This window comes from Ensifer sp. ENS11, assembly GCF_014851895.1.
Classification (GTDB): Bacteria; Pseudomonadota; Alphaproteobacteria; order Rhizobiales; family Rhizobiaceae; genus Ensifer; species Ensifer canadensis.
Genome location: NZ_JACVAN010000001.1, coordinates 302,983 through 328,007, shown reverse-complemented (window position 1 = coordinate 328,007; position 25,025 = coordinate 302,983). Strand labels below are relative to the sequence as shown.

25 protein-coding genes are annotated in these 25,025 nt (G+C 62.1%); 14 read left to right on the top strand and 11 right to left on the bottom strand.

Going from position 1 to position 25,025, the window contains the following annotated elements; all coding sequences use genetic code 11:
* The first annotated feature begins 79 nt into the window (after nt 1-79).
* The gene (locus tag IB264_RS01670; RefSeq protein WP_025425697.1) at nt 80-2,365 is read left to right on the top strand and encodes an NADP-dependent malic enzyme; all 2,286 of its coding nucleotides are present in this window, start codon (nt 80-82) and stop codon (nt 2,363-2,365) included.
* Between the two features lie 348 nt (nt 2,366-2,713).
* Here the strand turns inward: IB264_RS01670 and IB264_RS01665 are convergent, their stop codons facing one another.
* The 5 genes from IB264_RS01665 to IB264_RS01645 all read right to left on the bottom strand — a co-directional run bounded on the left by IB264_RS01665 (nt 2,714) and on the right by IB264_RS01645 (nt 8,548).
* The gene (locus IB264_RS01665) at nt 2,714-3,604 is read right to left on the bottom strand and encodes a GNAT family N-acetyltransferase (RefSeq protein ID WP_025425695.1); all 891 of its coding nucleotides are present in this window, start codon (nt 3,602-3,604) and stop codon (nt 2,714-2,716) included.
* A gap of 121 nt (nt 3,605-3,725) precedes the next feature.
* On the bottom strand, nt 3,726-5,993 hold the full coding sequence (locus IB264_RS01660) for a hybrid sensor histidine kinase/response regulator (RefSeq protein WP_025425694.1): 2,268 nt from the start codon (nt 5,991-5,993) through the stop codon (nt 3,726-3,728).
* Nucleotides 5,994-6,048: 55 nt separating this feature from the next.
* Nucleotides 6,049-6,540, bottom strand: coding sequence for a signal peptidase II (gene lspA, locus IB264_RS01655; protein ID WP_025425693.1), 492 nt, complete (start codon nt 6,538-6,540; stop codon nt 6,049-6,051).
* Nucleotides 6,537-7,397 carry an RNA methyltransferase gene (locus tag IB264_RS01650; RefSeq protein WP_025425692.1) on the bottom strand — a complete coding sequence of 287 codons (861 nt, stop codon included), beginning with the start codon at nt 7,395-7,397 and terminating at the stop codon, nt 6,537-6,539. Before IB264_RS01650 ends, lspA begins: the two co-directional genes overlap by 4 nt.
* The gene (locus tag IB264_RS01645) at nt 7,397-8,548 is read right to left on the bottom strand and encodes a class I SAM-dependent rRNA methyltransferase (protein WP_025425691.1); all 1,152 of its coding nucleotides are present in this window, start codon (nt 8,546-8,548) and stop codon (nt 7,397-7,399) included. Before IB264_RS01645 ends, IB264_RS01650 begins: the two co-directional genes overlap by 1 nt.
* Before the next feature lie 313 nt (nt 8,549-8,861).
* On the opposite strand from IB264_RS01645, the gene IB264_RS01640 reads away from it, so the two are divergent.
* Nucleotides 8,862-9,320: a carbon monoxide dehydrogenase subunit G gene (locus tag IB264_RS01640; RefSeq protein WP_025425690.1), complete on the top strand. Its 459-nt coding sequence runs from the start codon at nt 8,862-8,864 to the stop codon at nt 9,318-9,320.
* 21 nt (nt 9,321-9,341) lie between these two features.
* On the opposite strand, the gene IB264_RS01635 is transcribed toward IB264_RS01640, so the two are convergent.
* The 3 genes from IB264_RS01635 to sppA all read right to left on the bottom strand — a co-directional run bounded on the left by IB264_RS01635 (nt 9,342) and on the right by sppA (nt 11,161).
* Nucleotides 9,342-9,686 carry a hypothetical protein gene (locus tag IB264_RS01635; RefSeq protein WP_025425689.1) on the bottom strand — a complete coding sequence of 115 codons (345 nt, stop codon included), beginning with the start codon at nt 9,684-9,686 and terminating at the stop codon, nt 9,342-9,344.
* 83 nt (nt 9,687-9,769) lie between these two features.
* Nucleotides 9,770-10,072, bottom strand: a complete 303-nt coding sequence (locus IB264_RS01630) for an integration host factor subunit beta (protein WP_025425688.1) — start codon at nt 10,070-10,072, stop codon at nt 9,770-9,772.
* Between the two features lie 129 nt (nt 10,073-10,201).
* Nucleotides 10,202-11,161 carry a signal peptide peptidase SppA gene (gene sppA, locus IB264_RS01625; RefSeq protein ID WP_025425687.1) on the bottom strand — a complete coding sequence of 320 codons (960 nt, stop codon included), beginning with the start codon at nt 11,159-11,161 and terminating at the stop codon, nt 10,202-10,204.
* Between the two features lie 262 nt (nt 11,162-11,423).
* Between sppA and lptC the strand changes: the two genes are divergently transcribed.
* From lptC to ptsN, 6 genes are all read left to right on the top strand, one after another.
* Nucleotides 11,424-12,092 (top strand): LPS export ABC transporter periplasmic protein LptC, encoded by a 669-nt coding sequence (gene lptC / locus IB264_RS01620; RefSeq protein ID WP_025425686.1) that lies wholly within the window; start codon nt 11,424-11,426, stop codon nt 12,090-12,092.
* Between the two features lie 14 nt (nt 12,093-12,106).
* On the top strand, nt 12,107-12,667 hold the full coding sequence (locus tag IB264_RS01615; protein WP_025425685.1) for an LptA/OstA family protein: 561 nt from the start codon (nt 12,107-12,109) through the stop codon (nt 12,665-12,667).
* Between the two features lie 13 nt (nt 12,668-12,680).
* Complete coding sequence (lptB, locus tag IB264_RS01610) at nt 12,681-13,499, top strand: LPS export ABC transporter ATP-binding protein (protein WP_025425684.1); 819 nt, start codon at nt 12,681-12,683, stop codon at nt 13,497-13,499.
* A gap of 142 nt (nt 13,500-13,641) precedes the next feature.
* Complete coding sequence (gene rpoN, locus IB264_RS01605) at nt 13,642-15,201, top strand: RNA polymerase factor sigma-54 (protein WP_025425683.1); 1,560 nt, start codon at nt 13,642-13,644, stop codon at nt 15,199-15,201.
* Between the two features lie 293 nt (nt 15,202-15,494).
* The gene (gene hpf / locus IB264_RS01600; protein WP_025425682.1) at nt 15,495-16,064 is read left to right on the top strand and encodes a ribosome hibernation-promoting factor, HPF/YfiA family; all 570 of its coding nucleotides are present in this window, start codon (nt 15,495-15,497) and stop codon (nt 16,062-16,064) included.
* 172 nt (nt 16,065-16,236) lie between these two features.
* Nucleotides 16,237-16,701: a PTS IIA-like nitrogen regulatory protein PtsN gene (gene ptsN, locus IB264_RS01595; protein ID WP_025425681.1), complete on the top strand. Its 465-nt coding sequence runs from the start codon at nt 16,237-16,239 to the stop codon at nt 16,699-16,701.
* Nucleotides 16,702-16,721: 20 nt separating this feature from the next.
* Here the strand turns inward: ptsN and IB264_RS01590 are convergent, their stop codons facing one another.
* Nucleotides 16,722-17,528, bottom strand: a complete 807-nt coding sequence (locus IB264_RS01590) for a helix-turn-helix transcriptional regulator (RefSeq protein ID WP_025425680.1) — start codon at nt 17,526-17,528, stop codon at nt 16,722-16,724.
* Between the two features lie 137 nt (nt 17,529-17,665).
* Between IB264_RS01590 and IB264_RS01585 the strand changes: the two genes are divergently transcribed.
* Entirely contained in the window at nt 17,666-18,433 is a 768-nt protein-coding gene (locus IB264_RS01585) for an SDR family NAD(P)-dependent oxidoreductase (protein WP_025425679.1), read from the top strand.
* A gap of 14 nt (nt 18,434-18,447) precedes the next feature.
* Entirely contained in the window at nt 18,448-19,683 is a 1,236-nt protein-coding gene (locus tag IB264_RS01580; protein ID WP_025425678.1) for a D-arabinono-1,4-lactone oxidase, read from the top strand.
* A gap of 72 nt (nt 19,684-19,755) precedes the next feature.
* Here the strand turns inward: IB264_RS01580 and grpE are convergent, their stop codons facing one another.
* Nucleotides 19,756-20,367 (bottom strand): nucleotide exchange factor GrpE, encoded by a 612-nt coding sequence (gene grpE / locus IB264_RS01575; protein WP_025425677.1) that lies wholly within the window; start codon nt 20,365-20,367, stop codon nt 19,756-19,758.
* Nucleotides 20,368-20,530: 163 nt separating this feature from the next.
* Entirely contained in the window at nt 20,531-21,610 is a 1,080-nt protein-coding gene (hrcA, locus tag IB264_RS01570) for a heat-inducible transcriptional repressor HrcA (protein ID WP_025425676.1), read from the bottom strand.
* A 159-nt stretch (nt 21,611-21,769) separates the two neighbouring features.
* On the opposite strand from hrcA, the gene rph reads away from it, so the two are divergent.
* From rph to hemW, 4 genes are all read left to right on the top strand, one after another.
* Nucleotides 21,770-22,489 (top strand): ribonuclease PH, encoded by a 720-nt coding sequence (gene rph / locus IB264_RS01565; protein WP_025425675.1) that lies wholly within the window; start codon nt 21,770-21,772, stop codon nt 22,487-22,489.
* Between the two features lie 17 nt (nt 22,490-22,506).
* Nucleotides 22,507-22,926: a VOC family protein gene (locus IB264_RS01560; RefSeq protein WP_025425674.1), complete on the top strand. Its 420-nt coding sequence runs from the start codon at nt 22,507-22,509 to the stop codon at nt 22,924-22,926.
* A 41-nt stretch (nt 22,927-22,967) separates the two neighbouring features.
* A complete protein-coding gene (gene rdgB / locus IB264_RS01555) occupies nt 22,968-23,615 on the top strand; it encodes an RdgB/HAM1 family non-canonical purine NTP pyrophosphatase (RefSeq protein WP_025425673.1) in 648 nt (215 codons plus the stop codon).
* A gap of 119 nt (nt 23,616-23,734) precedes the next feature.
* Complete coding sequence (hemW, locus tag IB264_RS01550) at nt 23,735-24,916, top strand: radical SAM family heme chaperone HemW (RefSeq protein WP_025425672.1); 1,182 nt, start codon at nt 23,735-23,737, stop codon at nt 24,914-24,916.
* Nucleotides 24,917-25,025 lie beyond the last annotated feature (109 nt).

Below are 25,025 nucleotides of genomic sequence, written 5' to 3'. Positions count from 1 at the left end.
ACACTATCCGCAAGCAATTATAGACGACAACCATAAAGAGACGCCCCGACAGGGTCGCCCACAGGAGGATAGAGGAAACATGCCGGCCACCGACAAGACCGATCGCACTATGACGAGCGTCACCGCGCAGGAAGCGCTCGATTTTCACTCGCAGGGTCGTCCCGGAAAGCTGGAGATTTCCCCCACCAAGGCCATGGCCACGCAACGCGACCTGTCGCTCGCTTATTCACCGGGCGTTGCAGTGCCGGTCCTGGCGATCGCCGAGGATCCCGCCACCGCCTACGATTACACGACACGCGGCAACATGGTCGCGGTCATCTCCAACGGCACGGCCATCCTCGGCCTCGGCAATCTCGGAGCGCTCGCCTCCAAGCCGGTCATGGAAGGCAAGGCGGTGCTGTTTAAGCGCTTCGCCGACGTCGATTCGATCGACCTTGAGGTCGACACCGAGAACGTCGACGAGTTCATCAACTGCGTGCGCTTCCTCGGCCCCTCCTTCGGCGGCATCAACCTCGAGGACATTAAGGCGCCGGACTGTTTCATCATCGAGCAGAAGCTGCGCGAGGTCATGGACATTCCAGTGTTCCATGACGACCAGCACGGCACAGCGATCATCGCAGCCGCCGGCCTCATCAACGCGCTGACGTTGACCGGACGCGACTTCAAGACCACCAAGCTCGTCTGCAACGGCGCCGGCGCCGCGGCCATCGCCTGCATCGAGCTCATCAAGGCGATGGGCTTCAACCCGGAAAACGTCACCCTCTGCGACACCAAGGGCGTGATCTTCCAGGGCCGCACCGAAGGCATGAACCAGTGGAAGTCGGCGCATGCGGTCAAGACCGACCGCCGCACGCTTGCCGAAGCGCTCGAGGGTGCTGACGTGGTCTTCGGCCTTTCGGCCAAGGGCGCGCTGTCGGAGGACATGGTCCGCTCGATGGCGCCGCGGCCGATCATCTTCGCCATGGCCAACCCGGATCCGGAAATCACCCCGGAAGAGGTCGCCCGCATCCGCGACGACGCGATCGTCGCGACCGGCCGTTCGGACTACCCAAACCAGGTCAACAACGTACTCGGCTTCCCCTATATCTTCCGCGGCGCGCTCGACGTGCGCGCCTCGACGATCAACGACGCGATGAAGATCGCCGCGGCGGAAGCGCTCGCAAGCCTCGCCAAGGAAGACGTGCCGGACGATGTCGCGGCCGCCTACCAGGGCAACCGCCCGCGCTTCGGCGCGCAGTACATCATCCCGGTTCCCTTCGACCCGAGGCTGATCTCGGCGATCCCGATGGCCGTTGCCAAGGCGGCGATGGAAACCGGCGTCGCACGCAAGCCGATCGTCGATCTCGAAGCCTATGGCCGCCAGCTTTCCGCCCGCCGCGACCCGATTGCCTCGACGCTGCAACGGATCTACGAGCGCGTCCGGCGCCAGCCGAAGCGCATCGTCTTTGCCGAAGGTGAAGAAGTGCAGGTCATGCGCTCGGCGATCGCCTATGCCAACCAGCAGCTCGGCACCGCGATCCTGCTCGGCCGCGAGGACCGCATGCGCGAGACCGCGGAGCGCGAGGGCATCGATCTCGACCGCCCCGGCATCCAAATCGTCAATGCCCGGGTTTCCAAGCGGGTCGGAGCCTATACCGACTACCTCTACGCGCGCCTGCAGCGCAAGGGCTCCCTGTTCCGCGATGCCCAGCGCCTGATCAACAACGACCGCAACCACTTCGCCGCGTGCATGGTCGCGCTCGGGGATGCCGACGGCATGGTCACGGGCATAACCCGCAACTATTCGACGGCGCTTGACGATGTGCGCCGCTGCATCGACCCGAAGCCGGGCCACCGGGTCATCGGCGTGTCGATCGCCCTCTGCCGCGGCCGCACCGTTCTGGTCGCCGACACGGCCGTACACGACATGCCGTCGTCGGAAGAACTCGCCGATATCGCCGAGGAAGCAGCCGGCCTCGCCAAGCGCCTCGGCTACGTGCCGCGGGTGGCGATGCTGGCCTATTCGACCTTCGGCCATCCCTCGGGCGAACGCTCGGAGCGGGTGCGCGAGGCGGTCAACATTCTCGACAAGCGCCGTGTCGACTTCGAATATGACGGCGAGATGGCCGCCGACGTGGCGCTCAATTCGCGGGTGATGGAGCAGTATCCCTTCTGCCGCCTTTCAGGCCCTGCCAACGTGCTCGTCATGCCGGCGTTCCACTCCGCCTCGATCTCGACGAAGATGCTGCAGGAACTCGGCGGCTCGACCGTCATCGGTCCCCTGCTCGTCGGTTTCGACAAATCGGTGCAGATCGTTTCGATGTCGGCGAAGGATTCCGACATCGTCAACATGGCGGCAATCGCTGCCTACAACGCCGGAATGTAGACTCGGTAATTGATGTCCGATTTCGGGACACACCCTGCTCCAGCGATGAACAGGGTGTGTCGAGCCGATGCAGAAACAGCATGGATCTGCATACAAAAGAAGAGCTCGACACCCTTGGGAAAGGGGTCGAGCTCAATACATGATGGAAGACTTACTTCCAGTGCGATGAAAATAATATGGAGACAGAGCGCAATATACGCCAATCTCATATGAAGCTGGCGGTTCTCTCCGTTATTTATTCTATAATTTCGTCATGAAACCAAATTACTTCTTGACAAGACTAGTCCATCTTTCGACATCGAAAGTCAAACCCATCCTTAATATCTGGTTAATTGCGTCAAGCGCCTGTCAGGATACAGACGTGGCAAACCGCCCGGCATCCGCACCGTAGTAATTGAGATAGCGGCCGGAGATGTTGCTGATCGGCAGAACGATCAGCACGTCGGTGGTGCGGAACGCATGGTCGACCACCGCGCCGTCGCCGACCATGGCCCCAAGGCGCATGTAGCCCTTGATCAGCGGCGGCAAGGCGGCCAGAGCCTTCTTCGGATTGATGGCCTCTACCGGCATCATGTCCATGGTCCGGTGCAGTTCGGGGCGGGCGCCGACGGCCCATTCGTCGCGAGCAAGGATATTGTGGTGAAGGAAGGAAAGCGCCAGCGCATGTTCGGCGGGGACGACGCCTGGAAACGATCCGCAGCCGAACATGGCATCGACACCGTATCTCAGAGCATAGGCCCAGTTACCCTGCCAGAGCAGTTCCACGGTGCGCTTCGTGCGGTAATCCGGCAGCACGCAGGAGCGTCCGAGCTCCATGAAGCGCTTGCTGGAGTGGCGGGAGAGAAGTGCTCCGACATCGAATTCCGAAGCGGAATAGAAGCCGCCGGCGCGCTCGGCCACGTCCTGGCGCAGCAGGCGGTAGGTGCCGACGATCTGGTCTTCCGGATCACCCTCGATCGCCGTGTCGAGCACAAGCAGATGATCACAGATCGCGTCCCAGCTGTCGACGTCGCGCTTGCGACGGTCGGCGTCCGGCCCGACCTGCGCCTTCATTTCCTCGACAAAAACCTTGTAGCGCACCGCCTGCGCCGCATCGATCTCCGATGCGCTGCGTGCAAGCCGGGTCTCAAGATTAGCTATTCGGCCGAGAACGTCGGTCGCCGGGGCGGTCATTGTCTTGCCGACGCAAGCTTGAGAAGTGTCTACCACGCTCGTCGAATCCAGAAGGTCGATCGTCATCCGCGTCATCCCGAATCATTCGTATCTGCCGGGCTTAGACCACGTTTCTGCAACAACATAGTGACATGAAAACGGAGCACAACCCCCCGCTCGGGCGTTGATACCGTTACGACTTGAGCGCTTACCGTATCTCGAGAAGGCGGCTTATTTCAGCCATCAACCACTGCGGATCCGCCGGCTTGGGCAGTACGACGTCGGCGCCGGCCGCGACAAGTCTGTCCCTGATCTCCAGCCGTGCATCGGACGTCAGCACGATCACCGGAAGGCGCCGGCCCGGCCGCATCGCTTCGTTCTCCCGCAGGCGTTTCAGCATCGAAAATCCGTCGCCGCCCGGCATGTTGAGATCGGTGACGACCAGTTCCGGCATCGCCTGGACCTGATCGCCGGTCCCGGAGAGGATCTGATCGACGGCGCCAAAATCCGTCACCAGCCGGACCGTCTGTCCGGCGCGCTCCAGCACCGTGCGCACGATCAGCGCATTGACCGGATCGTCCTCCGCCAAAAGGATGCAGCGCGGGCTCTGCCTGGCGGGCGCAATTGTCGGTTCCTCGCGAAGGATCGGCCGGTTGTCGTTGATGGCATCGCGCTTCTCGATACCCTTCAACCGTCCGAGCAGGACTTCGACCAGCGACTTCTCGCGCAACGGGCGGATCAGCCAAGCCTCGTAACCGTCCATCTGATCGACAGGGTGATTGTTGCGCTCCTCCGGGTTGATCAGGTAGGTCCGGCGCACGTCGAGGCGCGCGACGGCCGGCTGCAAGGCGAGAATCTGCTTGAACTGACCGGCGTGGCGGTGATCGACGATGATATCGGTCAATGGCGCGCCGCCGGAAAGAACATCCGAGATGACGTTCTGGGCGGCGGCCAGCGTCGTTGCCCGATGGCAACGCCCGCCGAGCGTGGCGATGGTGGCAGAGAGTGCCGCGGATGCTGGCCCATCCGGCGCCATCACCAGGACATGCGATTGGGCGAGCCTCTGGCGCCGCTCCGGCGCTACCCGCTCGACTTCGGCGAGTGGCAGGCGGATCTCGAAGCGGCTGCCGCGGCCGGACGCGCTCGACGCTGTCAGGCTGCCGCCGCAGGCCTGCATGATCCGGCGCGAGATCGCCAGTCCGAGCCCCGTACCCTTGGCGCGCTGCTCGTGATTGCCGGCCTGTTCGAACTCTTCAAAGATGCGTTTCAGTTCGTCGCCCGACATGCCGGGACCGGTGTCGTCGATGAGGATTTGCACGCAATCCTCGACGATGTCGGCACTGACAAAAACACCGCCGACCTCCGTGAACTTCACAGCATTGCCGATGACATTGAACAGCACCTGGCGCAGGCGGGCTGCATCGAACTCCATCAGCGCCGGCACGTCGGCCGTCACGGTAGCCCCGATCTCGATGCCCTTTTCATGCGCGCGGTTGGAAAGCATCTCGACGACGCTCTCGATCACGCCGCGCGGATCCTGTCGCGAGGGCCGGAACTGGAAACGCCCTGAAGACAGCGACGAGAAATCGATCAGGTCCTCGACGAGCTGTACCAGGGCATGGCCGGACTGCTGCATGCCGGCAAGATAGTTCTTCTGCTCGCTCGACAGCCGGGTCTGGCCGAGCAGATGGCTCATGCCGAGGATGCCGGACAGCGGCGTGCGGATTTCATGGCTGACGGTTGCAAGCAGCCGCGATTTCGCCTGGCTCGCGTCCTCGGCGCGGCGGCGCGCGTCTTCACGTTCACGTGCAGCACGGGCTTCCTCCGTCACATCGCGCGCGATGCTGTGGCGCATCAGCCGACCGTTCGCCGGATCCCGGGCGATGACATCGTGCCAATCGTAGAGGCGCAGCCCTTCGGATGCGGCAATCAGCACGAGGTAGTGATTGGGTTCGATCTTCGGTTCGAAGTTCAGGCCGATGGCGGCACAAGTCAGCCCCCTGGCATCATCGATGCCGCAGGCGCGATGAAAGGCGGCATTGGCATGGACGATCTTGCCATCCATGCCGCGCATGATCGCCAGATCTCCGAGCGCATCGTGGATGGTCGAAAGCAGCGCCGAAGTTTCCTGGCGATCCCAGTCGCCATCGTGCCTTGCCTCCACGCACTGTCTATCGCTGTCGGCGGCCCTGATGCCATCGGCGATCAGGAGCAACACGCCCGCAAGGCCGGCCGCCGCAACCGCCGCGGAAAACAGATAAAGACCGGCGGCGATACCGAGCGCAAGCACGAGGCCAGAGGCGATGACCCCCAAAGATGCCAGCGAAAGACGACGCAGGGAGTAGGCCGATGCCACGGGCTTCGACACCGATCCGATGCCGTCCGCCCTGCCGGCAGCGGACATCGCACCGCTGGTTCGGGCTTGTGCACCGAAACCGGATTCGATCTGCTCTAGCAATCGTGACGGCTCGCTCATGCCATTCAGCTAACACGGCAAGCGTTCCGAATGGCTTCAGCGCATCGATAAAATCTTAGCGGTTTGCCTTTTTCGCCTGCAGCAGCTCGTCGAGAATGATCGCGCCGGCGCCAACGGTGATGAAACTGTCGGCCAGGTTGAAGACCGCGAAAGACCACGTCTGCGTATGGAAGAGGATGTAGTCGATGACGTAGCCGAAGATCAGCCGGTCGACGAGGTTGCCGAGCGCACCGGCAATGATCAAGGCGTAGCCGAAATGCGCGAAGAACCTGTCCTTCGGCGTGCGCCGCCACAGCCACAGAACGAAGGCAACGACGACAAGGCGCATGCCGACGATGAACCAGCCTTCCATGCCCGACAGCATCGAGAAGGCGACGCCGTAATTGTAGGTGCGGTAGAGCGCCAGCATCGGCACGACCGGAACCGCCTCATTGAACGGCAGATAGGATTCGACCAGATATTTGATCAGCTGGTCGGCGGCGAGCGCGAGGGCGATGAAGACCGCGATCGGGAGCGGCCGCGAAAACAATACCTGCTTTTCGCTCATGCGCCGGCATCCAGCGCCAGCAGATGACGTCGCGCCTCAAACAGCATGATGCCGGTGGCGATCGCCAGGTTGAGGGAATCGGCACGCCCCGCCTGCGGAATGCGGGCCAGCGCTCCGGCCTCACGGGCAAGCTCTTCCGGAAGGCCAGCCTGTTCGTTGCCCATCAGCAACACGACCGGTTTCGACTTGTAGTCGATCGTCCGGTAGTCGACCGAACCGGCCAGATGCGTGGCGACGACCTTTACACCGGCCTGCTTCTGCCATTTGACGAAGTCATCGGCGCTGGCGCGCACGACCGGCATGGCGAAGACCGAGCCCATCGTCGCCCGCACCGTCTCGAGCGAGAACGGATCGGTCGTTTCCCCGACGAGAATGATGCCGGAGGCACCGGCCGCATCGGCCGTGCGGATAATCGTGCCGAGATTACCCGGATCGCGAACACGGTCGAGCGCCACATAGGTTTCGCCGAGCTGCGGGCGGATCTCCTTCAGCGCCCGGTAGCGCTGCTCGAAGATGCCGACGACCATCTGCGGATTGTCGCGCCGGGTGATCGTCGAGAGCACCTTTTCGCTGACCTCGAGCACCAGACCGCCCCGGGCAAAGGTCTTTGCTGCGACCTGTTCCACATGCGGCTTGCCCTTGGCCGCCTTGGCGTAGATCAGCGTCTTGATCTTCCAGCCGAGATCGAGCGCATCGATCACCAGTTTCAAGCCTTCGGCCATGAAGGACCGTGTCTCGTCGCGGTGCTTCTTCTGCGCCAGCAACTTGATGTCCTTGATAATAGGATTGGTGAGGCTGGTGACTTCCTTCACCTGTCCGACGCGGCCTGCGCCGTGTTCGCTTCTGTCATTGCTCATTACGGCACCCAGCGGCTGAAGAGAGAAGTCGAAAGCGCCCGTCCCGGCTCGTGGCCGTCAAGGCCGCCTTCGCGGATGATGAGTTCGCCCGATTCCACCCGGCCGCCGCGGCCGCGCATCGTCTCGCGCATCAGTTCATGGATCGAGTAGAAGCTGGCGCGGATCGAATAGGCGGTCAGCACTAGGCCGCGCGCTTCGGGCGACAGGATTTCGCGGCAGATGTCGAGCATCGCAGCCAGGTGGTCGAAAAGCTGCCAGACCTCGCCGTTCGGACCGCGGCCGAACTTTGGCGGGTCGGTCAGGATGATGTCATAGCGGCTGCCGCGACGTTCCTCGCGCTGAATGAACTTCATCGCGTCGTCGCAGATCCAGCGGATCGGCAGCTTTTCGGCGCGCGCCAGCGCCTGGTTTTCCCGGGCCCAGCCAATCGCCTTCTTCGAGGCGTCGACATGGGTGACCTCGGCACCGGCCTTGGCGGCGATCAGCGAGGCGACCCCGGTATAACCGAACAGGTTGAGGACCTTCAGGGGGCGGCGGGCCGCCTCTACCTGGTCCTTCACCCAGCTCCAGTGGGCGAGCTGCTCGGGAAACACGCCGACATGGCGGAAGGACGTGAAGCGGCCATGGAATTCGGTGCCGAGAAGCTGCATCGGCCAGGTCTCGCCAAGAACGGCGCCGGGAAAGCGCCAGCGGCCCATGCCGTCCTCGTCGGTGTCGCCGGTGAAGATTGCGTCGGCATTCTCCCATACACTGGCGGGCAGGGTACGCGGCCAAAGCGCCTGCGCCTCGGGGCGCACGATGCGATAGGGTCCGTACTGCTCAAGCTTTTCGCCGGCGCCGCTGTCGATCAGATGATAGCCGGAAACACCCGACGTTTCGAGAATGAGCGGCACCTGTTCGCCCGGCTTGTCGCCGGTGCGCCGTGGGATGACGCGCGCCGGTGCCTCGTTTTCGGGCTGTGCCCGCGGAGGCCGCTCGCGCGGCTCTGCAACTTTCGCCGTTGCCTGGATGGTGGCCCGTTCTTTGAAATCGCCCGACTTGGCAAACGGTGGACGCTTCTTTTCATGGCGGCCACCGCCACGCGCCTCGGCACCACGGCCCTTCGCCGTCGTCACGGAGGCATTCTTCGACCGCCGGTCCTTTTCCTTCACGCTGAGATCCCTGGGCTTTGTTTTGTCACGAGGCGCTACCCTCCCGGATATCGGATGTAAACGGGCCTGCACCATGAGGTATGCCGCCGCACCCCGGATTTCGAGGCGAAGCTTTTTCTGTTGGTGCAAATAGCACCGCTCATGCTCTTGGCAAAGCCGTTTCCGATTTGCCAAGATCGGTGCGGAAGCGACACTTGCATAATTCCACCGTCCGGCATCAACTTACGGACAGGATTGTAAAGCGAATTCAAAAGATTACATCAACCTCGCGCGTCCTTGTCGACGCACGGCACCGTCAGTGGGAGGAAAGCGCATGGACATGACCGGCGAAGAACGCATCTCGGCACCGCGCGATGCCGTGTGGCGCGGCCTCAACGATCCGGAAATCCTCAAGCGTTGCATCCCGGGCTGTCAGTCGATCGAGATGAAATCTCCGACCGAGCTTTCGGCCGTCGTCAAGATCAAGATCGGGCCGGTCTCGGCCTCCTTTACCGGCGACGTCATCCTGTCGAACCTCAACCCGCCCGAAAGCTACACGATCTCCGGTGAGGGAAAGGGCGGCATTGCCGGTTTTGCCAAGGGTGGCGCGGATGTGACCCTGGTCGACGACGGTGCGGAGACGCTGCTGCGCTACGACGTCAAGGCGCAGATCGGCGGAAAGCTAGCGCAGCTCGGATCCCGGCTGGTCGATTCGACCGCCAAGAAGCTGGCGCAGCAGTTCTTCACGGATTTCGGCGCAGCGATCGGCGGCCCGGCGGAAGCGGCCGGCTGAAGGGCATGGCCGCCCTGCCATTCAGTTCTGCGGGGCGGCGAGTGTCGCCTGGGTGGCCAGCTTCTCTGCCTGGCTGCGGTGCTTTTCGGCTTCGCGATGCCATTTCAGCGCCTCGGTCGCTTCATTGCGCGCACGCCGACGGTACTTGCCCTGGCTAAACCAGGTCGCGGCGGCACCCAGAATCAACCCGACGACGACGGCAAGAAACAGGAAAACAAAGAACGGCGCGCTCACGGACAGCACGCTGTCTTCGGGCCGGAACGGATTGAGGGCCAGCGTGACGCTCTGGCGATTGGCGACGCTGAGCACGATCAGAATGACGCCGACCGGGATGAGAACGATGATGTTGACCAGTTTCTTGAGCATTCAGCCGCTCCAGTTTTCCGGATCATCGACAGGCCTTGGCAGCGATGGCGACAATCCGGACTCATGACGATCGGGCGGGATGATCAGTCTTCATCGTCCCCGTTCATGCCCGGGTTCAGCCGCTCGCGCAGCTCCTTGCCGGTCTTGAAGAACGGCACCCACTTTTCCTCGACAAAAACCGAATCGCCGGTGCGCGGATTGCGACCGGAGCGCGACGGCCGGTTCTTGACGGAGAAAGCACCGAAACCGCGCAGTTCGACACGGTTTCCGGCAGCCAGCGCATCTGTGATCTCATCGAGCACCGCGTTGACGATGTTTTCGACGTCGCGGTGATAGAGATGCGGATTGCGAGCTGCAACAATCTGCACCAGTTCTGACTTGATCACTGTCGCCCCCTTAAATTCTTGTTTGTTTTGCTTTTTCGGTCTGCATTGTGATTGCCGCAAGAATATGGCCGACGCTCACTTGGCGCGGGCGGCCATGTTACGGATCAGGCTGGGCATATGCTGCCATCCTCATTGAGCATCAACCTGCCAAACCGAAACAAGACCGTCAAGAAACAACTTGTCACCCCCGATTTTTTCGAGACCCCTCATGGCCGGAAAAGCGTCATATCCCAACATCTTGACCCACTCCGAGACGGCCGATCCGAGGCCGAAAGGCAGAGTCCGGCGCGGCGCATCCCAATCAACCAGAGGAAGGTCCTTCGACACCTTCCTGTCGGCCAGGAAGGTGCGGACTTCGTCATCGCCGCCAAGCTTGTCGACGAGCTTCAGGCCCAGCGCCTGGCGGCCGGTGAAAATCCGCCCGTCGGCCAGCAGAAGCGCCTCGTCGCGCGACAGCTTGCGACGCTCTGCCACCATATCGACGAACCAGCCATAGCTGTCATCGATCATCGCCTGGATCATTGCCTTGGCTTCATCGCTCGCGGGATGGAAGGGGGACGGCTCGGCCTTCAGCGGCCGCGACTTGATCGATTCCAGCGAGACGCCAAGCTTGTCCATCAGCTCCTTGACCTGGGGATACTGGAAGATGACGCCGATCGAGCCGGTGATCGAGCTTTCGCCGGCGATAATCGTATCGCCGGCAAGCGCGATCATGTAGCCGGCGGAGGCGGCTAGCGTGCGAATATCGGAAACCACCGGCTTCTTGGCGGCGACCTTGCGGATCGCCTTGTAGATGACCTCGCCGCCATAGGTGGTGCCGCCGGGCGACGATATGGTGACCACCAGTGCCTTGACCGAATCGTTGTCCTCGATCCGTTGAAGCCGCTCCAGCAATTCGCGATCGTCCTGGATCAATCCCGAAATCGTCACACGGGCAACATGATCGCGGGCACGCCCTGCGGTCTCCGCCCAGCCCGACCAGAACAGAATGACCAATGCCACGACGGCGAGCAGGCCGGCGACGATCCAGCGCCAGAAACTCAGCTTCCTGCGCAGGCTGCGGCGATCGGCGATGGCTAGTTCATCCATGTGGGTTTCTCCCGAATTTGTTGGCGCAGCTTCTGTCAGTTTCCGATGGAACATGCTATCTGCGCGGCAGGTGGCATATTCAATAGACGCGGTCGGTCACGGTTAAAAGCCGTGCCCGCCGTTTTCCTGTCTTCACGAAGTTTTTTGCGGCGCCATTGTGCAGCTGCAAAAAGTATCCATATTTGCGACGACTTACACGAATGTATGTAAAATGCGGTTCTCGACGATCCGCGGGAAAGCAACGGAACCAACAGGTCTTCACATGTTAGATCATGCGCCAGCCCCCGGCTTCTTTGCCGATTCGGGTGCGAGCTCGTCGGACGCCTACGCGCTCGCGGCGCGGCATTCGGCGCGCGTCCGGCGTCTGAAGATCATCCTGCCTGTCGTCGCCGGCATCATCGCGGCGATCTTTGCCGCCATTTCCTTCGTGCGCGCCTTCATGCCGGTCGATCTGCAGCTCGACAGTGCAACGATCGAGGATGGCAAGATCGTCATGCAGAACCCTGCGATTGCCGGGCGCAACAAGCAGGGCATCAGCTATTCGATGAAGGCGCAGCGCGCGCTGCAGGATATCGTCAATCCCGATATCATCACGCTGCAGACGATCCATGCCGAAATGCCGGTGAACGAAAAGCTGATCGCCACGGTGGACGCGACCAACGGCATCTACGACCGCGGGGCCAACACGCTCGACATGAACGCCCCGTTCACGATTACAATGAATAATGGCGTCAACGCCGATTTCCAATCGGCCTATCTGGACATCAATGCCGGCGAAATGGAAACAAAACAACCGATTGCGATCAGCATGAAGGGCGGTTCGATCATTGCGCAGCGGCTGCGAATGACGGATAAGGGACGCATAGTAACATTCGAGGGCATGGTGAGGGTCAATCTCGAACCCGCCGCCATCCGCAAGAACACGAATTAGGATCTGGTGCATCCATGTCGGTTTTACCCGCTACTTTTTTCAGGATTTCAGCCAGCCTGGCCGTTGCCGGCATCGGCGCATTGATGATCGTTTCAGGCGCGTCAGCCCAGGCCACATCGAGCAAGATGAAGGGCCTCGAATTGTCGAACGACAAGCCGATCCAGATCGAAAGCGACAAGCTTGAAATCAAGGACCCAGAAAGCAAGGCGATCTTTACCGGGAACGTCAAGGTCGTGCAGGGCACAACGACGCTTCAGGCCGGGAGCATGACGGTCTTCTACAAGTCCGGCGCAGGCTCGGTCTCGAGCGGCGACGCCGACATCGAGCGGATCGAAGTCAGCCAGCGCGTCTTCCTCAGCTCCGGCACCCAGCAGGCAACCGCTGACAGCGGCGAGTTCAACATGACCAAGCAGACCTTCGTATTGAAGGGCGAGAAGGTCGTTCTGTCGGAAGGCAAGAACGTGTTCGTCGGCTGCCAATTGAATGTGCAGATGAACACGGGCGAAGCGCAGCTCGAAGCCTGTGGCGGTCGGGTGCAGATCCAGCTCGACCCGAAGTCACAGAAGAAGAACTGACGTAGACCCGCTCGTGCAACTCCCCTTCCTTCACAAGCGCAAGCGCGTCCGCAAACCGTCGGCGGCCACACCAGCCGCGACCGGTCACGCGGTCGACAAGGCGCGTTATGACGGCACACTGATCGCGCGTGGCCTGACAAAGTCCTATCGCGAGCGGCGCGTGGTCAATGGTGTGTCGCTGGTCGTTCGCCGCGGGGAGGCAGTCGGTCTCCTCGGCCCGAACGGTGCCGGCAAGACCACATGCTTCTACATGATCACCGGCCTCGTGCCTGTCGACGAAGGCTCGATTGAGATCAATGGCAACGACGTGACGACGATGCCGATGTATCGCCGCGCCCGCCTCGGCGTCGGCTACCTGCCGCAGGAAGCCTCGATCTTTCGCGGCCTGACGGTCGAGGACAACATCCGCGCCGTTCTCGAAGTGCACGATAAGAACCTGGAGCGCCGCGAGAGCAAGCTCAACGACCTGCTCGGCGAGTTCAACATCACGCATCTGCGCAAGTCGCCGGCGATCGCCCTTTCCGGCGGCGAGCGGCGACGTCTCGAAATTGCCCGAGCGCTTGCCACCGACCCGACCTTCATGCTGCTCGACGAGCCCTTTGCCGGCGTCGACCCGATTTCCGTCGCCGACATCCAGGCGCTGGTGCGACACCTGACGTCGCGCGGTATCGGCGTACTCATCACCGACCATAATGTGCGCGAGACCCTTGGCCTGATCGACCGGGCCTACATCATCCATGCCGGCGAAGTGCTGACCCACGGCCGCGCCAACGATATCGTCACCAATCCGGACGTGCGCCGGCTCTATCTCGGCGATAATTTCAGCCTCTGATGCGATCCGCGGGCGAATCCGGCATCTCGCCCCGCGGTCGCGCTTGACCAAACCCCTGCAATAAGCAATTTTTGGGCCAATTGAAAAACCGGCCCGCCAACAATGCGACCGGTGGAGATTTCATCGGGAGTTTCACGTCCGCATGGCATTGTCGGCCAGCCTTCATCTGCGCCAGTCACAGTCGCTGGTCATGACCCCGCAGCTGATGCAATCGATTCAGCTGCTGCAGATGACGCATCTGGAACTCAACCACTTCATCGCGCAGGAAGTCGAAAAGAATCCGCTGCTCGAGCTTCACGGCGGTGACGACGAGTTCGGTGGAAGCTCCGAGCACGGCAGCCGCGAAGAAGCGGGGCAGGCATCCGGTGAAGACTTCGGCGGAACGGATGAGGCATCCGGCCAGCGCGATCTCTACGACAATGCCACGGCAACCGATGGGGCGCGGCTCAATGAACAGCTCGATGCGGATTTCGGCAATGTCTACCAGGACGACACGGCGCCGCAACGCGCCGACGCGCCGGAACTGCTCGGCCAGTGGAAATCGATGCCCGGCAGCGGCGAAGGAGGCGACTACGATTTCGACGACTTCGTGGCCGGCGCCAAGAGCCTGCGCGAGACGCTTCTGGAGCAATTGCCCTTTGCGTTGTCCGTCCCATCCGACCGGCTGATTGCCCAGCACCTGATCGACCAGCTCGACGAGGCAGGCTATCTTCAGGCTGATCTGCAGGAGGTCGCCGAACGCCTCGGCGCATCCGGCGCCGACGTCACCCGCGTCCTCCTCACGCTGCAGCAGTTCGACCCGCCAGGTGTCTTCGCACGCACACTCAGCGAATGCCTCGCCATTCAGCTGCGCCTTCGCGATCGCCTCGATCCGGCGATGGAAGCCCTCATCGCCAACCTAGAGCTTCTGGCGCGGCGCGATTTTGCCAGCTTGAAGAAAATCTGCGGCGTCGATGAGGAAGACCTGATCGATATGCTCGCCGAAATCCGCAAGCTCGACCCGAAACCGGGAACGAGCTTCGAGACCAGCGTTAGCGAGGCGATCGTTCCCGATATCGTCGTGCGGGCGGCACCCGACGGAACCTGGCTGATCGAACTCAACCCGGACGCCCTGCCGCGCGTCCTCGTCAACCAAGCCTACTACACCACGGTGTCGCGCGGCACCGAGAAGAACAGCGCGGACCAGGCCTTTCTCAATGAATGCCTGCAGACCGCCAACTGGCTGACCCGCAGCCTCGATCAGCGCGCCAGGACGATCATGAAGGTCGCCACCGAGATCGTTCGCCAGCAGGACGCGTTCCTCGTCCATGGCGTCGGGCATCTGCGACCGCTCAACCTGAAAACCGTCGCCGATGCGATCAAGATGCACGAGTCGACGGTAAGCCGCGTCACCTCGAACAAGTACATGCTGACGCCGCGTGGGCTGTTCGAGCTGAAGTATTTCTTCACCGTCTCCATCGGTTCGGCCGAGGGCGGCGACAGCCATTCGGCTGAGTCCGTGCGTCACCGCATCCGCATGATGATCCAGCAGGAAGTCGCCGATGCGGTGCTTTCCGACGACGATATCGTCGACAGCCTCAAGCAGGCCGGCGTCGACATCGCGCGACGCACGGTGGCGAAATATCGCGAAGCGATGAACATCCCCTCCTCCGTGCAGCGACGGCGCGAAAAGCGGGCGCTGGCCAAGGTATCGGGCTTCTAAAGCAGGTCGCGCAACAGTTTTTCAGCGGTTTTGCGACGACGACATGCGAAAGAAAAAGAGCCTAAAGCGACGACGCAAGGTTAAAGCGTATTAACTTTTTTGCGACCTTCAATTGACTCTCCGCGACGCAGGGGATATGAGCCCGCCGCAATTGCCGAGGACACGGTCTTCCTCAGGCGGCCGGCACGACCGGTAGGTGCGACAGAGAGGCTCCCGCAAGCGTGAAAGGCTTGGATGACGAGAGCGCTTGGAATAGACTGGCTACGCAAATCACGAAATAGAGAGGAAACTCCATGAGTGTGCGTGTATCCGGTAAACAGATGGAAATCGGCGATTCGTTCCGCGCCCGCATTGGCGATCAGATCGAGCAGGCCGTTACCAAATATTTCGACGGAGGATATTCAAGCCAGGTCACTGTGGAAAAGTCTGGACCGCGCTTTAGCGCCGACTGCAAGCTTCATCTCGATACGGGCGTGGTTATGCAGGCGAATGGACAGGCCAATGACCCTCAGGCTGCCTTTGACGCAGCGTCGGAGCGCATCGAAAAGCGCCTACGTCGCTACAAGCGCAAGCTCAAGGACCACCACAACGGTAATGGTCAAGGTACCGAGGTGGCATACACAGTGATGGACTCGGTGCCATTCGAGGATGACGAAGTCCCCGAGGATTACGCACCGACGATCGTCGCCGAAAGCTCGAAACACCTGAGGACGATGTCTGTCGCCAGCGCCGTGATGGCGCTCGACATGACGGATGAACCCGTCCTCATGTTCCGCACTCCCGGCAAGGCAGAGTTGAATATCGTCTACAGACGCAACGACGGAAATATTGGCTGGATTGACGCCGCCAATATCAAGGGATGAGTGGAAAAAGGGAGTGCCGGTGCGCCGGCGCTCCCGCCACTTGGATCAGCGGACAGGCCGGAAAATACGACTTTTCTGTGCATGGCACCCGCCAAGACAAAGATGGTTAGAGCCATTGCGACGCATTTATGATGATGTTGTCCGGCTCTAACCGGCGAACGAGGACAAAAGAATGGCATTGGCAGGCTTACTGCACCAAAATGCGATCATCCCGGCCATGAGGGCCAACTCGAAAAAACAGCTCCTTCAGGAATTGGCGGCTAAAGCGGCAAAGATCACCGGCCTTCCGGAACGCGAAATCTTCGATGTCATCCTGCAGCGTGAACGGCTGGGCTCCACGGGCGTCGGCAACGGCATTGCTATCCCGCACGGCAAGCTCAACAACCTGCCGTCGATCATCGGGATCTTTGCGCGGCTGGACACGCCGGTCGATTTCGAAGCGCTCGACGACCAGCCTGTCGACCTCGTCTTCCTGCTCCTGGCGCCCGAAGGCGCCGGCGCCGACCATCTCAAGGCATTGTCGCGCATCGCCCGCGTACTGCGCGACCACGACATGGTGGCGAAGATCCGATCGAGCGATTCCGCCAGCGCGATCTACACGCTGCTCAACGAGGACACGACCTCGCACGCCGCCTGAGCCACGGCCCGGACCGGCCGTCAGTAAAGCTGACGGCGGTTCAAATGATCAATGAAAATTCGAAACAGTGCGCCCTGGCTCGAAATACCGAGCCGGCGATAAATGTTCTTGCGGTGAATGCGGACGGTTCCTTCGGCGATGTTCATCGTCTTGCCGATCGACAGGTTGCTGTGCCCGCGCAGGATCAGGCGGACGATGTTGCGTTGCTGCCGGGTCAGGCGGTCGGCGCAGAGGCTGTCGAAAGCGGTTTCGATCGCGTCGTCGGGCCGAGGCGTCGCCGCCACGGCATGGCTTTGCTGGCGCCAGTTCGAACGCACGGCCTCTCGCACGATCGGCTCGTAGACCCGCAAGCGCTCCAGTTCCTCGTCGCTGAACGGCGTGCCGCCGCGGCCGCGCATCAGCGAATAGGTGGCCTGCACGCTGTCATCGAGCGGAATGACGAAGCCAATCTCTTCGACCAGAACCCCGCTTTCCATCGAGATGCAGGGATGCACCTCGGCCGAGCTTGAAAACTCCGAATGGAAGAACCGGTCAGGCGCAAGTTCGCGCATGCGCCATAGCCCCTGCGGCTGGCCGGAGCTGCAGGCAACATAGAACGGGTCAAGCAGATAGGCGCCGCCGAGATAGGCAGAAAGCGCGCTGGCGGACACCTTGGCGGTGTAGCCGTCATGCAGCACGATCGGTCTGTTATCATAGGGATAGGCGAAGGCAACCGAGAGATCGAAGCTTGCGACCGAGCGCAGCATGCGATCGAGCGCGCCGCCGAAATCCTGTGTTCCGATCAATCCGATCATGGCCGAAATATCGGCCGACTCCCGAGCCAGCATCCGCGTCGAACTCTCCCCTACCCCCGTATCCCGCATGGGATATCGACAGCCCCCTCTTCGTCAACAATAATTCATCCCACGAGGGACCAAGATCGTAGCACGTGTTTAGCCGCGACGCTTGAGCACAGGGGGACACGATGGCAGGCAGACTTTCCGGAAAAGTGGCTTTGATCAGTGGTGGCGCCGGTGGCTGCGGGCTTGCCGCATCCGAACTCTTTGCCCGCGAAGGGGCCAAGGTCGGCATCGTCGATCTGCCACGCAGCAAGGGCGAAGAGGTTGCCGCCGCCATCCGCGCAAACGGCGGCGATGCGATCTTCGCGCCGGCCGACGTCTCGATTTCTGCGCAGGTGAGCTCGGCCGTCAAGGCGGTCGAAGCAGCCTTCGGCGCGATCACCGTTCTCTTCAACCATGCCGGCATCCTGGCGGTCGGGCCCTTTCTGGAGACGGAAGAGGACGAATGGGACCGGCTGATGGCCGTCAACGTGCGCAGCATGTTCCTGATGACCAAGGCGGTGCTTCCAGGGATGCTCGCCGCCGGCGGCGGCAGCATCGTCTGCACCTCGTCGATCTCGGCCGTGGCGGCGACGCCGATGGAAGTGCTCTACGACACGACGAAGGGCGCCTGCCACATGTTCGCCCGTGCCATCGCGGTTGAGTTCCGCGACCGCGGCATCCGCTGCAACGCCGTCTGCCCCGGCTTCATCGCCACCGATCACGGCAAGCGCGAACTGGTGGGCCTCAGTAAATACGGCGTCGATGTCTCGGAAGCGGCGATCGCTGCCCAGCAGGGGCGGATGTGCGACCCGAAAGAGGTCGCCAATGCCGCGCTGTTTCTGGCCAGCGACGAGGCAAGCTTCGTCAACGGCACGCATCTGTTCGTCGACAATTGCTTCACAGCGGTCTGAGAGAGGGGAAAGATATGCTTCAGACGGGCGGCCACTGGCGCAACTGGGTCGGAAACCAATCCTGCATCGTGCGCCAGCGCGGTGCACCCGAGAGCGAGGCGGCGCTCGCCGAAATGGTCCGCGAGGCGACGTCGCAAGGGCTCAATGTGCGCTGCGCCGGCTCCGGCCATTCCTTCACGCCGGTGGCGCTGACCAGCGGGCTCCACCTGACGCTTGCCAACATGCAGGGCGTGGTCGCCATCGACCAGGCGCGCAAACGCGTCTCGGTCCGGGCGGGAACGACGATCAACCAATTGGGCAAGGTATTGAAGTCGAACGGCCTCTCGCTGATCAACCAGGGCGACATCGACAGCCAGGCGCTGGCTGGGGCGCTCACCACCGGCACCCACGGCACGGGAGCAGCACTTGGCAACATGGCCTCGCAGATCGTCGGCATGCGGCTCGTTGAGCCCGACGGCAGCATTCTCGTCGTCGACGAGACGACGCCGGACCTGCTGGAGGCGGCCCGCGTCTCGATCGGCATGCTCGGCGTGATCTCCGAGATCACGCTGCAGGCGATGGACAGCTACAACCTGCATGAAAAGCTCTGGCGCTGCACATTCGACGAGATGATCGAGCAGCACGACGAACTCGCCGCCAAGCATCGGCACTTCGGCTTCTTCTGGTGCCCGGTTTCCGAAAGCCGGCATTGCTATTGCCTGCCGGATACCGCGTCGGTTTCGACGACGGACAAGACGTCCGACGTCTGCGAGATGAAGGTGATCGACATCACCGACCGGCCGCCGATGGAGCAGGGGTTCGAGAAGATCGCCTATTCCTCGGAGATCTATCCGATCGAGTATGTGCCGAACTTCCACGAACTTGAATATGCGGTGCCCATCGCCCACGGCAAGGAGGCTGTAAAAGCTGTGCGCAAGCTGATGCTGGAAAAGCACCCGACCTGCATCTACCCGATCGAATACCGCTTCACCGCAGGCGACACCGGCTGGATCAGCCCGTTCTACGAGCAGGATTCGATCACGCTTTCCGTCTCGGGCGAGCCGGGCACGGACTATTGGGAGTATCTCAAAGACGTCGATACGATCCTGCGCCAATACGGCTCGCGGCCGCATTGGGGGAAGCTGCATTTCCTCGGCGCGGAGGACGTGACTGCGCTCTATCCACGATCCGGCGATTTCCGGGCATTACGGGCGAAAGTCGACCCGGAGGGCCGTTTCCTCAACGATCACCTGCGGCAGTTGTTCGGTTGATATGATTGCCGAAAACAAGAAACGCCGCGCATCCGAGTGGACGCGCGGCGTTGAAATGGATCAGACCGCAGCTCAGGCCGCCGGGCTGTCGCCTTCCGTAGCTGCCGCCTTCGGGCCGCCCTTGGATACGCCGACCATGGCCGGGCGCAGCACGCGGTCGCCGATGGTGTAGCCGGCCTGAACGACCTGCAGCACCGTGTTGTTCGGCACGTCGGCGTTCGGGATTTCGAACATTGCCTGGTGGAAGTTCGGGTCGAACTTCTGGCCTTCCGGCTCAAGCTTCTTCACGCCGTGACGTTCCAGCGCCGACAGCATGGCGCGCTCGGTCATCTCGACACCTTCGATGAGGGCAGTAAGGCCCGCTTCTCCGGCTTCCTTCGCTTCAGCCGGGATGGCATCGAGCGCACGGCGCAGATTGTCGGAGACGGCGAGCATGTCGCGGGCAAAACCAGCAACGGAATAGGACTTGGCATCCTTGACGTCGCGTTCGGTGCGGCGGCGCAGGTTGTCCATTTCGGCGGCGAGCCTTAGATACTTGTCGCGCAGGTCGTTGTTCTCAGCCCTTGCAAGCTCCAGCGGATCGGGCTCGGCAACCGGCGCCGCTTCCACAACCTCGGGCGTATCGTTGACTGCCTCGTCGGTCGCGGCAGCTTCGTGTCCGTGCTTGTTTGTTTCGTCGGTCATGACGTTCTCCGGTGTTCGTCTGTCTTGTCTTCCGCATTCCGACGCCCGCGCGCAACGATGGCCGCATGGCGTAAAATGCCCAGTGACTGGATTTGATGCCGATATCGAGGTTTAGGGCCGAAAAATCAAGGGTTCAATGCTGCCTGTGGCCAAAAGCGCCTGATCAGCGCGAAAGCCGCGACATCAACTGCGCGGTATAATCGACCATCGGCACGATGCGCGAATAGTTGAGCCGCGTCGGACCGATGACGCCGACGGCGCCGACGATGCGATCTTCACTGTCGCGATAGGGCGCAACGATCAGCGACGAACCGGACAATGAAAACAACTTGTTCTCCGAACCGATGAAGATCCTGACACCCGGGCCGCTCTCTGCGAGGTCAAGCAGCTCGATCAGGCTGTCCTTCTTTTCCAGGTCGTCGAAGAGCATGCGCAGGCGGTCGATATCCTCGGTTCCCTCCAGGCCCTCGAGCAGGTTGGCCCGGCCGCGAACGATCAGCCGTGCCGGCTTTTCATCGCCCTCGTTGCCCGACCAGATCGCCAGTCCACGCTCGACCAGTTCCTGGGACAGGGCATCGAGTTCGCTGCGCACGGTCTGCTTGACGGTTTCGAGCTGCGAGCGCACCTCGCCGATCGTCTGGCCGGCGAGATGGGCATTCAAGAAGTTCGCTGCTTCCGTCAGTTGCGAGCTCGTCACGCCGGCGGGAAGCTCGATGATGCGGTTTTCGACCTGGTCATGCTCGCCGACGAGCACGGCCAGCGCCTTGGTGGGCGCCAGCCGGATGAATTCGACATGCTTGAGCACCGGATCGTTCTTGGCGGTGATCACGAGGCCGGCGCCGCGCGACATGCCCGACAGCATCTGGCTTGCCTCTGCCAGCAGCGTATCGACCGGCTGGGCATGGTCGCTCAACCGCACGTGCCGATCGATCGAAGCACGATCTTCTGGGGAGAGATTGCCGACCTGCATGAAGGCGTCGACGAAGAAACGCAGGCCCGTCTGCGTCGGCAGGCGGCCGGCGCTGATGTGCGGCGAATAGATCAGCCCGAGATCTTCGAGGTCGCTCATCACATTGCGCACGGACGCCGGCGACAGCGACATCGGCAGCAACCGCGAAAGGTTGCGTGAGCCGAGAGGCTCTCCGCTGTTCAAATAGGTTTCGACGATGCGACGGAAGATTTCACCGGAACGCTCGTCCAGCGCCGCCGCGATATCGGTCACTCCGGGATTGCGCAGTACCATGTCGCTCCATGTTCGCAGGCCAATCCTGCCGCCGGAAATATAGTGATCCCCGCGCCCGATAGCAAAAGGGAAAAATCGCCCCGATCCCCGGCTGTCCACCGGTTCCCTTTGGCTGCGCCATGCTCTAGAAGGCTCACCAGATACGATAGGAGTTTGATGATGCGGCCATCCGGCAGAAAAATCGACCAAATGCGCAAGGTTTCGTTCGAGCGCAATTTCTCCAAGCACGCGGAAGGCTCCTGTCTGGTGCGATTCGGCGATACGCACGTGCTGTGCACAGCCAGCCTTGAGGAAAAGGTTCCGGCCTGGCTGCGCAACGGCGGCAAGGGTTGGGTGACGGCCGAATACGGCATGCTGCCGCGCGCCACCGGCGAGCGCATGCGTCGCGAAGCCTCGAGCGGCAAGCAGAGCGGCCGCACCCAGGAAATCCAGCGCTTGATCGGCCGGTCGCTGCGCGCCGTCGTCGATCTGCCCGCACTCGGCGAACGCCAGATCTCGATCGACTGCGACGTCATCCAGGCTGATGGCGGCACGCGCACGGCCTCGATCACCGGCGCCTGGGTGGCGCTGCATGACTGCCTGAAGTGGATGGAAGCCCGCAACATGGTGAAGGTCGAGAAGGTCCTGAAGGACCATGTCGCCGCCATATCCTGTGGCATCTTCGCCAACCAGTCGATCATCGACCTCGACTACCTCGAAGATTCCGCCGCCGAGACCGACGCGAATTTCGTCATGACCGGCACCGGCGGCATTGTCGAGATCCAGGGCACGGCCGAAGGCAAACCCTTCAGCGAAGCGGAATTCGCAAGCCTGCTCGGACTGGCAAAGACCGGCATTGCCGAGCTTGTCGCACTGCAGAAGCAGGCGATCGCCGGCTGACGAGAAGGACGGAGACGATGGCCCCGGCGCTGGATGGCATTCTTGAGACTGCGCTCTATGCGTCGGATCTCGACGCCGCCGAGGCCTTCTACAGCGGTGTGCTGGGGCTGGAGAAGATTACACGGCGGGAGAACCGACATGTGTTCTTTCGCTGTGGCTCGGGCGTTCTGCTGATTTTCAATCCTGCGGAAACGGTCAAACCGCCTTCGCCGGATGCGGCCCTGCCGGTGCCGCCGCACGGCACCACCGGCCAGGGCCACATGTGCTTCCGCGTTTCCGCGTCGGCACTCGACGCCTGGAGGGCCAAGCTGGAAACGGCGGGTGTCACGATCGAAGCCGATGTTGTCTGGCCGAACGGCACGCGCTCCTTCTACTTCCGCGATCCGGCCGGCAACAGCCTCGAATGCGCGGAACCGGGCCTCTGGTCCATCGAATGAACCGCGGCCTTCGCGCCGCATCTTTTAAGAGACGACACATCATGCGCACACTGGATGACAAGACGCTCATCGTCGCCAGCCACAATGCCGGCAAGATCCGCGAGATCCGCGACCTGATCGGGCCGCTCGGCTTCGAGGCCAAGTCGGCAGCCGACCTCGACTTCGTCGAACCGGATGAGACCGGCACGACCTTCGAGGAAAACGCGACGATCAAGGCGCTCGCCTCGGCCAAGGCCTCGGGCCTGCCGGCGCTTTCGGACGATTCCGGCCTGGCGATCGACGCACTTGATGGCGCACCTGGCGTCTACACCGCCAACTGGGCCGAACGCGAAGACGGCAGCCGCGATTTCGCCATGGCGATGGAAAAGGTCGAAAAGGCGCTGCAGGGCAAGGGCGCAAGTGCGCCTGAAAAACGCACGGCCCGTTTCGTCTCGGTGCTTTGCCTTGCCTGGCCAGACGGCCATGTCGAACTTTTCCGCGGCGAGGTCGAGGGCCATGTCGTGTGGCCGCCGCGCGGCGACCAGGGTTTTGGCTACGATCCGGTCTTTCAGCCGAAGGGTTACGACACTACATTCGGCGAGATGAGCGCGGACGAGAAACACGGCTGGAAGCCGGGCGATGCTGAAGCGCTGTCGCACCGTGCCCGCGCCTTCAAGATCTTCGCCGAAACCTGCCTTGGAGCGGGCTGAGGAAACGTGTATGCGGTTTTCCGCAACATCCCGCTCCAATTTGTTAGAAGCGATCGCAGTCATGACTTCGGGTCGATCGGCCCAAGGTCAACGTGATCTACCGCATGAGAGACGCAACGATGCAGACGGCCACGCTATCGGCACTCGGTGACGGCATGGATCCCGGTTTCGGGATCTATGTGCACTGGCCGTTCTGCGCGGCCAAATGCCCCTATTGCGACTTCAACAGCCACGTGCGCCACCAGCCGATCGACCAGCCGCGTTTCGTCGCCGCTTTCCTCAAGGAAATGGCGGAGGCGCGTGAGCTTTCCGGTCCACGCACCGTCACCAGCATCTTCATCGGCGGCGGCACGCCGTCGTTGATGGATCCGGCAACGGTCGACGCTATCCTCTCGGGCATCGCCCGCGAATGGCATGTGCCCGATGGCATCGAGATCACCATGGAGGCGAACCCTTCGAGTGTCGAGGCGACGCGCTTCCACGGCTATCGCGCGGCCGGCGTCAACCGTGTCTCGCTCGGCGTGCAGGCGCTGAACGACCGGGACCTCAAATTTCTCGGCCGGCTGCACAATGTCGAAGACGCGCTGAAAGCGATCCGGCTGGCGCGCGAGATCTTCCCGCGCATGTCCTTCGACCTGATCTATGCCCGCCCCAACCAGACGGTCGAGGAATGGGAACGCGAGCTCAAGGAGGCCGTCTCCTATGCCGTCGACCACCTGTCGCTCTACCAGCTGACGATCGAGGAGGGCACGCCCTTCTTCGGCCTGCACAAGGCCGGCAAGCTGATCGTTCCTGATGGTGAGCAATCGGCGGTCCTCTACGAGGCGACCCAGGACATCACGGCGGCGATCGGCATGCCCGCCTACGAGGTCTCCAACCATGCCCGCCCTGGTGCCGAGAGCCGGCACAACCTCACCTACTGGCGCTATGGCGACTATGCCGGCGTCGGGCCTGGTGCCCATGGCCGCCTCAGCGTCGGCGGCGCCAAGCTGGCGACGGCGACCGAGCGCAAGCCGGAGGAATGGCTGCGGCTGGTCGAAACCTACGGCCACGGCATGGTCGAGCGCGAAGTGCTCGACCTCGAGGCCCAGTCCGACGAATTGTTACTGATGGGCCTGCGCCTCAAGGAAGGCGTCGATCTCGCCCGCTGGCAGACGCTGTCCGGCCGCGATCCCGATCCAGACCGCGAGCAGTTCCTGATCGACCACGGGTTCATCGAGCGGCTGGGAAATTCCCGCCTGCGCTGCACGCCTTCCGGCATGTTGATTCTCGACGCCGTCGTCGCCGACCTCGCCTGCTAGCGCTTTTCCAGGAAAAGTGCGAAGCGGTTTTCCGTCAGGAAATGCGTAGAGCAAGGAAATATCGCGTCTCGATGCCACCGTCTGAGACGCAAATGTTTTAGCGGCCGCC